The sequence below is a fragment of the Hydrogenimonas sp. genome, from assembly GCF_029932565.1.
Taxonomy (GTDB): domain Bacteria; phylum Campylobacterota; class Campylobacteria; order Campylobacterales; family Hydrogenimonadaceae; genus Hydrogenimonas.
This window is the reverse complement of record NZ_JAOZPV010000050.1, coordinates 1-13,319: the sequence shown is the minus strand read 5'-3', so window position 1 is coordinate 13,319 and position 13,319 is coordinate 1. Positions and strand designations below refer to the sequence as shown.

General features: G+C 54.4%; 12 protein-coding genes. 10 read left to right on the top strand and 2 right to left on the bottom strand.

Going from position 1 to position 13,319, the window contains the following annotated elements:
- The 4 genes from Q1K24_RS06860 to Q1K24_RS06845 all read left to right on the top strand — a co-directional run.
- Positions 1 to 792, top strand: a 792-nt coding sequence (locus Q1K24_RS06860) for a C-terminal helicase domain-containing protein (protein ID WP_300367944.1), incomplete at its 5' end; no start/stop codon positions are given.
- A 3-nt stretch (positions 793 to 795) separates the two neighbouring features.
- Positions 796 to 1,929 carry an aminoacetone oxidase family FAD-binding enzyme gene (locus Q1K24_RS06855; protein WP_300367941.1) on the top strand — a complete coding sequence of 378 codons (1,134 nt, stop codon included), beginning with the start codon at positions 796 to 798 and terminating at the stop codon, positions 1,927 to 1,929.
- Between the two features lie 142 nt (positions 1,930 to 2,071).
- A complete protein-coding gene (locus tag Q1K24_RS06850) occupies positions 2,072 to 3,049 on the top strand; it encodes an amidoligase family protein (RefSeq protein WP_300367938.1) in 978 nt (325 codons plus the stop codon).
- The gene (locus tag Q1K24_RS06845; protein WP_300367935.1) at positions 3,034 to 3,723 is read left to right on the top strand and encodes a gamma-glutamyl-gamma-aminobutyrate hydrolase family protein; all 690 of its coding nucleotides are present in this window, start codon (positions 3,034 to 3,036) and stop codon (positions 3,721 to 3,723) included. The genes Q1K24_RS06850 and Q1K24_RS06845 overlap by 16 nt, the downstream gene beginning before the upstream one ends.
- A gap of 13 nt (positions 3,724 to 3,736) precedes the next feature.
- Here the strand turns inward: Q1K24_RS06845 and Q1K24_RS06840 are convergent, their stop codons facing one another.
- A complete protein-coding gene (locus Q1K24_RS06840; protein WP_300367932.1) occupies positions 3,737 to 4,282 on the bottom strand; it encodes a type 1 glutamine amidotransferase domain-containing protein in 546 nt (181 codons plus the stop codon).
- A 122-nt stretch (positions 4,283 to 4,404) separates the two neighbouring features.
- Here Q1K24_RS06840 and Q1K24_RS06835 point away from each other — a divergent pair, with 122 nt between their 5' ends.
- From Q1K24_RS06835 to Q1K24_RS06825, 3 genes are all read left to right on the top strand, one after another.
- A complete protein-coding gene (locus Q1K24_RS06835; protein WP_300367929.1) occupies positions 4,405 to 8,382 on the top strand; it encodes an HAD-IC family P-type ATPase in 3,978 nt (1,325 codons plus the stop codon).
- 233 nt (positions 8,383 to 8,615) lie between these two features.
- Complete coding sequence (locus Q1K24_RS06830; protein ID WP_300367926.1) at positions 8,616 to 9,884, top strand: MgtC/SapB family protein; 1,269 nt, start codon at positions 8,616 to 8,618, stop codon at positions 9,882 to 9,884.
- Between the two features lie 55 nt (positions 9,885 to 9,939).
- Positions 9,940 to 10,434 carry a DUF2062 domain-containing protein gene (locus Q1K24_RS06825; RefSeq protein WP_300367923.1) on the top strand — a complete coding sequence of 165 codons (495 nt, stop codon included), beginning with the start codon at positions 9,940 to 9,942 and terminating at the stop codon, positions 10,432 to 10,434.
- Position 10,435: 1 nt separating this feature from the next.
- On the opposite strand, the gene Q1K24_RS06820 is transcribed toward Q1K24_RS06825, so the two are convergent.
- A complete protein-coding gene (locus tag Q1K24_RS06820) occupies positions 10,436 to 11,350 on the bottom strand; it encodes an esterase-like activity of phytase family protein (RefSeq protein WP_300367919.1) in 915 nt (304 codons plus the stop codon).
- On the opposite strand from Q1K24_RS06820, the gene Q1K24_RS06815 reads away from it, so the two are divergent.
- The 3 genes from Q1K24_RS06815 to Q1K24_RS06805 are packed head-to-tail and all read left to right on the top strand — an operon-like array spanning position 11,335 to position 13,199.
- Positions 11,335 to 11,631, top strand: coding sequence for a hypothetical protein (locus Q1K24_RS06815; protein ID WP_300367916.1), 297 nt, complete (start codon positions 11,335 to 11,337; stop codon positions 11,629 to 11,631). The genes Q1K24_RS06820 and Q1K24_RS06815 overlap by 16 nt on opposite strands.
- Positions 11,632 to 11,643: 12 nt before the next feature.
- A complete protein-coding gene (locus tag Q1K24_RS06810; protein ID WP_300367911.1) occupies positions 11,644 to 12,294 on the top strand; it encodes a carbonic anhydrase in 651 nt (216 codons plus the stop codon).
- A complete protein-coding gene (locus Q1K24_RS06805) occupies positions 12,291 to 13,199 on the top strand; it encodes a 2-dehydropantoate 2-reductase (protein WP_300367908.1) in 909 nt (302 codons plus the stop codon). Before Q1K24_RS06810 ends, Q1K24_RS06805 begins: the two co-directional genes overlap by 4 nt.
- Positions 13,200 to 13,319 lie beyond the last annotated feature (120 nt).

Here is a 13,319-nt window from a genome sequence, read left to right as displayed (position 1 = left end):
AACAAGGATATCCGTCAGCTCTACTACGTCATCGAGGAGAAGGACCGCGACGAGGCGATCGTTCGGCTGCTCGACAAGGAGGAGCCGACCAAGGCGATCGTCTTCTGCCGGATGAAGCGCGAAGTCGATCGGGTGGCGGAGCTGCTGCAGGCGCGCGGCATCAACGCCCGGGGGCTGCACGGCGACATGGAGATGCGCGAGCGTATGGAGGTAATCAAGGGCTTCCGGGGTCGTGACATCGACATTCTGGTCGCCACCGACGTGGCGGCGCGTGGCCTGAATATCGAGAGTGTCAGCCATGTCTTCAACTACCATATCCCTTTCGATCCGGAAAGCTATGTGCACCGTATCGGCCGTACCGGCCGTGCAGGCAAGAAGGGTACGGCCATTACGCTGGTTACGCCGCTGGAATTCAAAGAGCTCGAGCGTATCCGACAGAAGGTCGGCACGAAGATGGAGTATGGATTTGTCGGTGCCGAAGGTGAAGCGGAAGAGAATATGACGGAGCGTTTTCTCGATACGATGCGCGAACAGGATATCGAGCAGGAAGCGGTCAAAATCTACGAAGTACTCATCGAGGAGATGGCACCCCAAAAGGTTGCCTACAAACTGATCTCGATGATTCTCGAAAAAGGGTTGCTCACCGGCGAAGAGGGTGGAATCGGCCTCAGCAAGGAGGAGGTCGAGCGCTTGATGACGATGCATGGTGTCGAAGAGAAACCCAAAAAGAGTGGTGGACGGCGACGAAGCGGAGGCGGTCGTCGAAAAAGCGGTGGCGGACACCGCCGGTAACCGGTGCGTTACGACCTGATCGTTCTGGGAGCGGGTGCCGCCGGTCTGATGGCCGCGGCCCAGCTTCCCCGGAAACGTATTCTCGTTGTCGAACACAATGTCCGTCCCGCTGCGAAAATCGAAATCTCCGGCGGAGGGCGTTGCAATATCACCAACCGCCATCTCTCCGTCGGAGAGTACCTCGGCGATCCCGATTTTATCCGGACCGTTCTGGCGCGTTTCGACAACGACGATCTGCTTCGGTTTCTGAATCGGCACGGACTCGAACCGGTTGTGCGCAAAAAGGATCAGTTTTTCTGCCAGGAAAGCTCCCGGGAGCTGGTCGATCTTTTCCTGAAAGCTTCGGAACATGCCGATTTTTCCTACGAAACCAATATAGTTTCTGCCGGAAAATCGGAAGACGGCTTTGTCGTCGAAACCTCAAGAGGCCGGTTTTTTGGCAGACATCTGCTGGTTGCCACAGGCGGACTCAGTTACGCTTCCATCGGGGCAACGGGTATCGGCTACGACATTGCCGAATCGTTCGGCCACACGGTCGTCCCCCCGCGTCCGGCACTGGTCGGGCTCACGCTTCAGCCCGAAGAGGGGTGGATGAAATCGCTCAGCGGGCTATCGATGCCTGTGGAGATCAGTGTGGGGCGGCGGAGATTTTCGGATGAGATGCTTTTCGCCCATCGTGGCATCAGCGGGCCGGCGGTTCTCGATGCCTCACTCTTCTGGAACCGGGGGAAAATCACGATCGACTTTCTGCCCGGCGTCAAACTCAGAACCCTCCTGAAACATCCGAAACGGACCGCTGTTTCCCAGATTCCTCTGCCACGACGATTCGTACAAGCCTTTTTCGATACACAGAACCTGCCGAATGTTCCATACGCTGCCATGACGGAGAAGCAGAAACAGCGCCTTTCCTACCTGAAATCGTACGCATTCGCACCGGCCGGAACTTTTGGATATACGAAAGCCGAAGTGACCAAGGGAGGCGTCGCGACCGATATGATCGATCCCGAGACAATGCAGAGCCGACTTGTCGAGGGACTCTTTTTCGCCGGGGAGGTTGTGGATGTAACCGGACGCCTCGGAGGATACAATTTCCAGTGGGCCTTTTCGTCGGCGGTCGTGGCGGCGAAGAGCATATGAGACCGTTCGTTGCGCACACTTTGTGGGACTGCGAGAATGTGGGAATAAAAAACTTCTTTCTTTCAATAGCGTATCTCAATGCCTAATACATAAACCACGCTATAATTCCTCTATGAAAGAGAAATTGTTTCAGATGCCCCCGATGCGGACCAACACAAAGGGAGAGTTGCGGACCGTCGGATTTGAACTGGAGTATTCCGGTTTGACGTTGACGAAGAGTGCCGCCATCATTCTCAAAGCGCTCGGGGGACATATCGACGTGATCAACCCTTATCACTTCAAAATCCGCGATACGGCATATGGCACCTTTACACTTGTACTCGATTTTCAGTTTCTTGTCGAATCAGGACTCGAACAGTGGCTCCATACGATCGGCCTTGACCAGGCACTCGAAAAAGATACGGTCAAGGCGATCAAACGGTTTATTGCCGATCTTTCCGAAACGGTCGTCCCCTACGAAATTTCGACGTCACCGCTTCCGCTGGATCGCATCGATGTGATCGAAACGGTAAAAGAGGAGCTTCGCAGGCATGGTGCGATGGGCACGAAAGCCGATCCTCTCTATGCGTTCGGATTTCATATCAATCCCGAAGCGGCACGGATCACCGTCGATGATATTCTCAAGACACTGCGCGCATTTTTTCTGCTCTACGACTATCTTGTCGATCGTATCAAACCCGATATGACACGCCGCCTGACACCCTATATCGATCCATTCGACAAGGAATACACGCAGTTGGTGCTCGACTCCACCTACAATCCGACGATGATCGAACTGATCGACGACTATCTCGAGTACAATCCGACACGTAACCGTGCCCTCGACCTTCTGCCGTTGTTCGCCTGGATCGACGTAGACCGTGTCATGGCCCAGATGGAAGGCGAAAAGATCTCCGCTCGCCCGACCTATCACTACCGGCTGCCCAATTCGCGTGTCGATGAACCGGCCTGGTGTACCTGCGAAGCGTGGAACAGCTGGGTGTTAGTCGAGAGACTGGCGAACGACGAAGAGACTTTGAAGGAGTTGAGCGGACGATGCCTCGAGTTTCTCGACTCCCCCTTTCACTTTTTTCAGAAGGATGAATGGATTTCGGAGGTTCGCCGATGGGCCGAAAGATAGTCGTCGTTACCGGTTCGACACGTGGGAGCCGTACGGCATGGTATATGAGCCGTTTTCTACTGGCGCTATCCGGTATCCGGGCCCATTTTCTCCATCCGAAATCGTGGACGCCCCATATCGACTATGCGATGGACGGACTGCTGATAACCGGCGGGATCGATATCGATCCGCAGACCTACGGTGGAAGCGAGCATCCATCCATCGCCAAAAGCGACCCGAAACGGGATGCGATGGAAATGACGCTGCTCGAACGGGCCATGAAGGAGGACTTGCCCATCATGGGCATCTGCCGTGGCATGCAGCTGATCAACCTTTTTCACGGTGGTACGCTCTATCCGCATATCCACGATCTCGAGCTCGACTATCCCCATCCCCATACGCCCCTGCCGCTTCGGGATGTCACAATCGATCGGGAGACGCGGCTTCACGGCATCGTCGGCACTTCCATCCTTCGCGTCAATGCGCTGCATCACCAGGCGGTCGATCGTATTGGAATGAACCTGCGCAGTGCGGCACACGATCGAAACGGTATCGTTCAGGCGATCGAGTCGGACGATGACCGTTTTGTACTCGGTCTGCAGTGGCACCCGGAATTCATGCCCTATGCATGGCATTCGCGTAGAATATTCACTGCATTTGCCCAAGCGGTCAAAAGGCAACGGCAGAGAAAATAATCGCTCCAGCCAATTATGCCGATACCTCTCTGATCTGCCTGATGAGCTCTCTCACAAAAGCATTCAGGTCGGAGGGATGCCGGGAGGTTATCAGGTTTCCATCCACGACGACTTCGCGATCCTCGTAGATAGCGCCCGCCTCTTTGAGCTCCTTCGCAATTTTTCGATAGCAGGTGGCATGGCGTCCTTTCATCAACCCGGCCGAGATCAGTATCTGTGGCCCGTGACAGATTGCCGCAACCGGTTTGTTTTGTTCAAAAAACCGGCGGGCAATTTCAAGAACTCTCCCATCTTTGCGGAGCGTTGCCGGTGCCTTGCCACCCGGAAGGATCAAGGCGTCATATTCGTCCGGATCGACATCGCTCACTCTTTTGTCCACAGCCACTTTTGTACCGTGTTTGCCATGTATGATCCGTTTTTTAAGAGATGCGATTTCGACTTCGCACCCCTCTTTTCGCAATCTCTCATATGGTATTTGCAGTTCGGAATCTTCAAACTGGTCGGCAGTTATGATCAACGCTTTCATGACAATCTTCTCTCCTATGGCCGGGCAGTGCATGGATGAACCATCCAAGCTGCCTATCCATGAGCATAGATTTGTTTCCATATATTATGCCATTAAGTTAGAGCGCAGTAAAATGTAATAAGAGTTTCAAGACGATACCGCAAAAACGGAGTCAAATGAACGATCAACTGCTTGGCGAATTCCTTCTTCTTTTGTCGCTTCTTTTCGGACTGACCTATTTCTTTGCCGGTTTTTTTGAACGGTTGAAGATACCGGGTATTCTCGCGGCACTCTTCGTGGCGATGGGCATTCACTATACGCCGGTCGGCGATATTCTGATGGATGGCATCAACGGTGAGATTTTCACGGTATTGGCCGATCTCGGAGTTCTTTTTCTGCTCTTTTTCATCGGATTGCAGATCGATATGAAAGAGATGAGAAATCAGAGCGGCGATATCGTACTGGCGACGGTTTTCAATACGCTCGTTCCCTTTCTGATGGGGGTGGGTGTCATGCTCTGGCTCGGGTACGACTGGATGCTGGCGTTTGTCATCGGGATTACCCGGATGCCGACGGCGGAAGCGGTGATCGTTCCGATACTGGATGAATTCAATCTGATCAAAACGAAAGTGGGCAACTATATCGTCGGGGCAGGGGTGCTCGACGATGTGATCGAAGTCTTTCTCGTCGCGTTCGTATCGGTCTGGATCGGTACACAGATGGGGGTCGTGACGAGCGATACGCAGGAGGTTGTCGATATCGCAATCAATGTCGCGATTTTCACTGCGGCCGCCTGGTTTACGCGACGATTCGTACTGATTCCGCTTTCGCACTGGACGCAGATCAAAGTGACCAATCTGATCATGCTGCTGGTCATCGTTCTGTTTGTTTTCGGCGGGTTTGCCGAGTATGCCGATCTTGGACTGGTGGTCGGAGCGATCGTAGCCGGTATGCTGATGCGTCCCGTTTTCGATCAGGCGAATCTGGCGGGAGATCGGGCGACCCGTGCGGTCAGAGCGGTCAGTTACGGCTTTTTCGGCGTCATATTTTTCTTATGGATCGGGATGAGTGTCGATCTGGAAGGAATCGTGAAAGCACCGGAACTGGCCATTTTGCTCTTTCTCGCGGCATTCGTTGGAAAAATTCTGGGGATTTTTCTGATGGTTCCCATGAAACGCCTGACGGTCAAGGAGGCGTGGACGGTGGGGATCGGCCTCAATGCCAGGCTGACGACGGAGATCATTGTCGCGAAACTGCTACTCGATTCACAGCTGATCGATATTCAGCTCTTTACAGCCTTGGTGGCGGCATCCTCTGTTTCGACGATCGTCGTGCCGCTCACCTTTTCCGTACTTGTTTCGAAATGGCGAACCGAGCTTCAGCAGGGTGTGCCCGAAATGCCGAAGCCTCCGAAGGCCGAGGCGATCGTCGAAGCCGGTGTGGCGTGGCATACGAAGCCGGTGCAGGCAATTCTCGAACTGCTGCGGACCGATCCGAAAAGGGGTTTGACGAACGACGAGGCGGCAAAAAGGCTGCAGCTTTACGGTTTCAACCGGATTGAAGCGGTACGGAAAGAGAAGTGGTACTGGATTTTGCTGCGGCAGTTCACCGATGTTCTGATCATCATTCTTCTGATCGCGGCGGCTATCTCCTATGCGATTGGCGAGGTCGGAGACACTGTCACGATTCTGGCCATTGTCGTGCTTAACGGTATATTGGGATTTGTACAGGAGTACAAAGCCGAAAAAGCGATCGAAGCACTTCAAAAGATGCTCTCGCCGCAATGCAGAGTGCTGCGTGACGGCAGTGAAACCGAGATCGACGCGTCGCTGCTGGTACCGGGCGATATCGTGCTGCTGGAGATCGGTGACCGTGTACCGGCCGATCTGCGTCTGGTCGAAGCGGTCAATCTCAAAGTCGATGAATCGGTGTTGACGGGCGAATCGGTTTCCGTCGCCAAAGGGATCAAGAGTGTTCCCGAAAAAGCACCTCTGGCCGAGCGCCGTGATATGGTCTGGATGGGAACGAATGTCACGAACGGGTATGCCAAAGGGGTCGTTGTCGCGACGGGTATGGCGACGGAGTTCGGCAAAATCGCAAAACTGACGAGCGAGGTCGAACGGACGACGACACCGCTGCAGAAGAAACTGGCGATACTTGGCAGAAAACTGGGGATCCTTTCGATCGCCATCTCCGCACTCGTGGCGATTGTCGGGTATCTGTTCGGCAAGGATCTGATGGAGATGTTCCTCACGGGTGTCTCGCTGGCCGTCGCCGTCGTACCGGAAGGGCTGCCTGCGGTCGTGACGATCACGCTGGCGCTCGGCGTCAAGGCGATGGTGCGCCGGCATGCGCTGCTGCGCCGCCTGCAGGCGGCGGAAAATCTCGGAAGTGCCAACGTCATCTGTACCGACAAGACCGGTACGTTGACGCAGAACCAGATGACGGTGAAGAAAATCTGGCTTTTCGGTGGAGAGGTGGACGTCACGGGAAGCGGTTACGACCCGGCCGGCCACTTCGAAGTGAATGGGCGGAAGCTCAACTACAAGGGGCGCAAGGATCTGCTGCTGCTCCTGAAAACGGGACTGTTCTGCAACCACGCATCCCTGACGAAAGAGAAAGAGGGGTGGAGAATCACGGGCGAACCGACCGAAGCCTCGTTGATCGTGGCAGCCTACAAGGCGTGGATGACGCCAGACGAACCGAAGATTGTCAGCGAGTTCTCGTTCAACTCCGAACGCAAACGGATGACAGTCGTTGTGGAAGAGAGAGGGAAACGGACTGCCTATGTCAAGGGGGCGCCCGAGGTGCTGCTCGCGCGCGCCGCCTATTATTACGACGGCAACGACCGAAAGCCGCTCGACGAGACGATCCGCCGCCGTTTCGAAGAGGCCTACACGAATCTGGCGAAAAAAGGGTTGCGCACGCTGGCGCTGGCCAAACGGGTGCTCCCATCCGATACGAAACTCGATCCGGACGATGTCGAAAAAGAGCTGACACTGCTTGGAGTTGTGGGTATCATCGATCCGCCCAGGCCGGAGGTGCCCGAGGCGATTCGCACCGCGCAGCGTGCCGGCATACGCGTCGTGATGATTACGGGTGATGCGCCTCTGACAGCGCTGGCGATCGCCCGGGCTGTCGGACTCGAAGCGACCCGTGCCATCACCGGCAACGAATTGGCAGGCATGGACGACGATGCGCTGAAAAGAGCGTTGGCCGAGGGTGTTATTTTCGCACGTACGACACCCCAGGACAAACTTCGCATCATCAAAGTGTTACAGAATGAAGGTATGGTTACAGCGATGACAGGCGATGGTGTCAATGACGCGCCGGCGCTCAAACGGGCTGACATCGGCATCGCAATGGGACTGCGGGGGACCGATGTGGCCAAAGGGGCGGCCGACATGATTCTGCTCGACGACAACTTTGCCTCCATCGTGGGTGCCGTCAGAGAGGGGCGTCGGCAGTACGATAACATCAAAAAGTTTGTGACTTACCTGCTTTCGTCCAATACAGGAGAGGTGATTGCCATCTTCGTCAATATCCTGCTGGGTGGGCCGCTGATTTTGCTTCCGGTTCAGATTCTGTGGATGAATCTCGTCACAGACGGTCTGACGGCTGTGGCACTGGGGCTCGAGCCGGCCGAAAAAGGGATCATGGAACGGCCGCCACGGTCGGTCAATGCACCGTTCCTGGAGCTGCGTGGAATCCTCATGGTTCTGCTTCTGGGTGGATACATCGGAGGGGGAGCGCTCTGGCTCTTCCACCACTACCTGACGATGGGGCTGCCGGAAGGTGAAGCGGTGGCGTTGGCACAGACCGTCGCCTTTACCGGTATCATCGTTCTCGAGAAGATGAACGTGTTCAACTATCGCAGTCTTCACGCACCGATGCCCATCCTTGGATTCTTCAGCAATCCGTGGGTCATCGGAGCCTGGCTGCTGACCATCGGTGCGCAGGTCGCCGCCGTCTATGTACCGTTTCTGCAGAATGCGCTCCACACGGTGCCGTTGGGATGGGAGGATTGGCTGCTCATTTTCGAAGTGGCGTTGCCGATTTTCGTTGCCGTCGAACTCTACAAAGCCTTCGAGTGGTGGTTAGAACCCATCTCAAAGACCCCCATGGGCGGGAATGGCAGGCAAAATGTACGATGACGAGGCGAAAAGCGCAAAGCGCAGCCAAAGCTGCGTCGAGCATTTTCAACGAAGTCAGGGTGCCTTTTGCCTGCCACCCAATGGGCGGAGTGCTTTTGCCCCCTGTCTTTGTTGGTTCTTCTTGATGTGGTTTCTACCACACCTGCGTCGAACCGCCGCGACAGGAAGCAAAATCGCTTCCGTTACCGCCCATGGGGGTCTTTGAGATGGGTTCTTGAAGAGGAGGGACTGATATGGATTACGCGATACTGAAATCGCTGCTGACCGCACTGGTTCTCGGTTTTCTGATCGGGATGCAGCGCTCCATGACTTACCTTTACAAGGGGGAGCAGGTCTTCGCCGGAAGCCGCACTTTTTCACTTATCGCGCTTGCCGGTTTTCTGTCTGGATGGATCGAATATTACGTACATGGGTTCATCCTCGTCTCGACCGCCGTTTTTGCAATGATGGTGGCGGTCTCCTACGTGCTTAAAGTGCGCGAACAGAAGCGGTGGGGAATGACGACGCAGATCGCCGCACTCGTCACCTTTTTCCTGGGGATGATGATCTGGTATCATCTTGGGAACTACGCCATTTTCATCGGGGTCATGATGATTGTATTGCTGGAGATCAAACCGAGACTGCAGCAGATCGAAACCCATATCAGTCCCAGTGATATCCATGCCGTTATCCTGCTGCTGGCGATGAGCTTTATCGTGCTGCCGGTACTTCCCGATGAGATGATCGGTCCCTATCATCTTTTCAATCCCTACAAGACCTGGCTGATGGCTGTGATCATCGCCGGTATCTCGTTTATCGGATATGTCGCGATCAAAGCGCTTGGACAGAAGCATGGTGTGTTTCTGACGGGTGCAGCCGGTGGGCTCATCTCCTCCACTGCTGTATCAATTTCGCTCTCCGATATGTTTCAAAAACAGTACGAGCTGCTCAACAACTACGCCGGTGGCATTGCCGTGGCTTGCAGCTTCATGTATCTGCGTGTCCTTTTCGAGGCGTTCGTGATCCATCCGGAGTTGGCACTTCGTCTGACACCGGCCTATCTTGGAGCGGCGATGACGGGGCTGCTGTTCAGCTGGTGGCTTTACAATCATGCGAAAGTGGCGGAGATTTCGATCGAGAACAGCGCCATCACGAAAAACCCCCTGCAGCTGAGCGAAGCGATCAAGTTCGGTCTGCTCTTCGGCATCATTTACGGTGCGATCGCGTTTGTTCAGATGCGGTACGGTGACATCGGTGTCTATATCGTCTCCCTCTTTTCTGGCATCACCGATGTCGACGCCATCACGCTTTCTCTGAGCCAGTTGGCGAAAGACGGGAAACTCGAGGAGGCTGCTTCGATGAACGGCATCGTCATCGCATCCGTTACGAACTCGATCGTCAAACTCGGTATTGTCTATTGGCTGGGCGGAAGAAAGCTGGGGTGGAAGGTGACGCAGTTTTTCATTCTGACACTTGGATTCATGGGTGTCGGCCTCTATCTAAGCGAATGGTGGCTCTCTTGACACAGGAGAGCCAAAGGCCTATAATCATCAAAACGAAAGAGTAAGCAGCAGTCGAATGGTTCGAAAAGTATTCAAAAAAAACAAACCGCGTCATCCAAAAATCGAAGCTTTTATCGAAAAGTACAAGATTCCGCGAGAGTTTCTCTCCGTCAACCGAAAATCGGTCACCAAGGCGCTGCTTGTGGGTATTTTCATCGCCTTCATTCCGATGCCGTTTCAGATGCTGGCTGTTCTGGCCGTTTCGCCCTTTATCCGTTTCAACATACCCATCGCCATCTCGATGGTCTGGCTCTCCAACCCTTTTACGATGCCGCCGATGTACTATATGGAGTATCTGACGGGGTGTTGGCTGCTGGGAATGGAGCCGCTGCACGGCGTCGAAATGACGGTGGAGTGGTTCAAAAAGAATCTCGAAGATATCTTCATACCACTCTATGTCGGGACCTTCTTCTACTCCGCCACCGTCGCACCGGCGGTCTACTTTATCGTCAACTGGCTCTGGGTCCATTCGGTCCATCGGGAACGCAAAGTGAAAAAAAAGTCCAAATAGATCATTCGGAAATTTCAAAAAGCACAAGCAGCGTTTTCTGTAAGGGGCTGCCGTTGTCATCACTGATCATCAGATAGCGGTTCCCTTCGAGCCGCGTCAACCCTTCGAAATTGTCGAGACGGCATCCCTCCGTCGTGCTCAGCGTCGCAATAGTCTCTTTGACGCATCTTTTTTTGCACTCTGCGATACGAATGAGAGAGAGGTGAACGCTCCTCTCTCCTGTTATCCAGTCGTAGTTGCGTTCAAGTATGAGAATATTGCCCTTTGCCGTCGTTTCGATGGCGGTCAGGGAACCGGATGCAGGGATTTTCCATCGCTTTTTCTTTGCATAGAGGGTATGCAACGATGCATCACTCTTTTCGAGAGGCTGTTCCGGCGCCGTGATGAGGCCGTAGCGCGGATGCCATGCGACCGATTCAAGCATACTGTTTTTACCACGGTACCGTTTCGCTTTTCCCAGCGGTTTCGGGAGTTTCACTTTTTCGACGAATCTTCCGTCCGGCCGGTAGAGGATGATTCTCGGTTTGCGTTCGAAAGCGACGAGAAGCCAGTCGGACGCGAGGGTCATTCCCTCGGCATCCCGCCATTTTTTTCCATCCAGATCGTTCCCCTTCGCATCGGTAAGCGTAACGGCGCCTGCCAGCTCCACTCTTTTGATCTTTGCATCTTCGATTACAAGCTGCAGGCGGTAGAGCCACCCGCGGTCGCTGACGGCATAGAGGCGGTAGTCCTTTCTGTCGCAAGCCAGATCCGAAACCCCTTCGAACGGTATGCCGTACCACGGGGCGAAGCGGACCTCCACACTGTCGAGAATGCGGAACGCTTTCGAGCGTGCGGCACTGCAGCCCGTTTCATAATGGATGATCTCTGCACAAAGAGAATGGAACAGAAGAAAAATGAGTGTCACATATCGCATACCGGCAGTTTATCAGAAAAATGAGTGTGGCGGAGTGCTATAATCGATCAAAACAGTGCAAGGAGAGTATGATGGATGCGCAGCACAAAGAGTACGAAAAGATGAAAGGGGAGATCGAAACGGAGATCCGCGCGATTTTCAAGGCGAACATGAAAATTTTCGACTGGGATATCCCCGAAAACGACGAACGGGAGTCGGCGCGGCTGATCATCACGGCGATGGAGGAGGCGATCGACAGGCTGAAAGAGGAAATCGAAGCCGGCAAATACGACAACTACTGAGGTACGGGTATCATGAAACAGGAGCATTGGAAAAAGGGAGTCGAAGCATTCAAGGAGGTCCATTTCAAGAAGCATGAAAAGGATTTTCTGCAGCTGGTGGAGAAGGGACAGAATCCGAAAGCCCTTTTCATCGGGTGCAGCGATTCGCGCGTCGTGCCGACATTGATCACGTCGACCGGCCCGGGCGATCTGTTCGTACTTCGGAATGTCGGCAATTTCGTACCCCCCTACAAACCCGACAACGACTTTCACGCCACTGCAGCCGCAATCGAATATGCGGCGTTCAATCTGGAAGTGGGAGAGATCATCGTCTGCGGGCACAGCGACTGCGGGGCGTGCAAGGCTCTGTATCAGGACCACAGCGCCTACGCCAGCGAGATGATCCATACGATCAAGTGGCTCGAACTGGGCATGCCGGCCAAGGAGCTGGCACTCAAAAGCGTTCCCAATAACGACAAAGCGGAGCTTCTGGAGGCGACCGAAAAGTTTTCGGTCATCTTCCAGCTGCAGAATCTTCTGACCTATCCGAACGTGCGAAAACGGGTGATGGATGGTACGCTCTTTCTGCATGGATGGTACTATAAACTCGACACCGGAGAGATCGAATATTTCGATCCGGAACGGCAGGAGTTTCTACCCATATCTATGGAGGTGACGGAGTGAAAATTGCCATTGTCGGTGCCGGGGGCGTCGGCGGATATCTCGCGGCTGTGCTTGCACGCTCCGGCGAAGAGGTATACCTGGTCGCCCGTGGCGATCATCGCGATGCGATCCGGCGTGACGGCGTCTGTGTCGAAATGCCGGGCGAAACGTTCTGCGCCATGCCCCGTGCCGTTTCGGACGATCCGAAAGAGTTCGGTACGGAGGTGGACGCCGTGCTCTTCTGTACCAAAGGGTACGATCTGGAGAATGCGGCTGAAAAAGCCTCACCGATTGTCGGGCCGAAGACGCTGCTGGTACCCTTCGGCAACGGTGTCGGCAATGCGGAGCTTCTGAAAAAACGCTATCCGGACAATCCTGTCACCAATGGGGCGATCTACATCGTCTCCCATATTGAAGAACCCGGAAAGGTGACTGTCAAGGGAAAAGGCGCACTGGCGGTTTTCGGTGTCGACGGCGATATACCGGAAGAGGTAACGCGGTTGGGCGAAGTTTTCGCGAAAGCCGGGATCAAGACGAAAACGAGCGGCAGGATTACGACCGATGTCTGGAAAAAATACCTTCTCATCGCCGCCATGGCGACACTCACATCTTTCTACGACGAACCGATGGGTGCGGTCGTCGAAAAGTATGGAGAGGAGCTGGATGCGATTCTGCATGAGATTCTGGCGGTCGGTCGTGCCGAAGGGGCTGAACTGGGCGAGGAAGATATTGCCAGCGTCATGAAGCAGGTGGGTAAAGTCCCTTACGACTCTCCCACATCGATGTGGCTCGATTTCAAGGCCGGCAAAAAAACGGAACTGGAGCAGCTGAGCGGCTATGTGGTACGCAAAGCCGAAGAGCATGGCATCGATACACCGGTGATGCGGCGTTGCTATGGGGTGCTGAAAGAGAGAGGCGGATACTGAGCGGTACTTCCCTTCACCTTTCTTACCGTTTTGTCCGGCGGAAGATGAGGAAAAGTATCGCAATAAGCAGATAGATGAGTCCGATATCGGTCAATGTTTTCGGATCGTCGTGGTAGAGGT

What these genes read in the sequence shown, in the direction of transcription:
- Q1K24_RS06850 (WP_300367938.1), top strand. Translation starts at nt 2,072, where the DNA reads ATGCGGACCAACACAAAGGGAGAGTTGCGGACCGTCGGATTTGAACTG.
- Q1K24_RS06845 (WP_300367935.1), top strand. Translation starts at nt 3,034, where the DNA reads ATGGGCCGAAAGATAGTCGTCGTTACCGGTTCGACACGTGGGAGCCGT.
- Q1K24_RS06840 (WP_300367932.1), bottom strand. Translation starts at nt 4,282, where the DNA reads ATGCACTGCCCGGCCATAGGAGAGAAGATTGTCATGAAAGCGTTGATC.
- Q1K24_RS06835 (WP_300367929.1), top strand. Translation starts at nt 4,405, where the DNA reads ATGAACGATCAACTGCTTGGCGAATTCCTTCTTCTTTTGTCGCTTCTT.
- Q1K24_RS06830 (WP_300367926.1), top strand. Translation starts at nt 8,616, where the DNA reads ATGGATTACGCGATACTGAAATCGCTGCTGACCGCACTGGTTCTCGGT.
- Q1K24_RS06825 (WP_300367923.1), top strand. Translation starts at nt 9,940, where the DNA reads ATGGTTCGAAAAGTATTCAAAAAAAACAAACCGCGTCATCCAAAAATC.
- Q1K24_RS06820 (WP_300367919.1), bottom strand. Translation starts at nt 11,350, where the DNA reads ATGCGATATGTGACACTCATTTTTCTTCTGTTCCATTCTCTTTGTGCA.
- Q1K24_RS06810 (WP_300367911.1), top strand. Translation starts at nt 11,644, where the DNA reads ATGAAACAGGAGCATTGGAAAAAGGGAGTCGAAGCATTCAAGGAGGTC.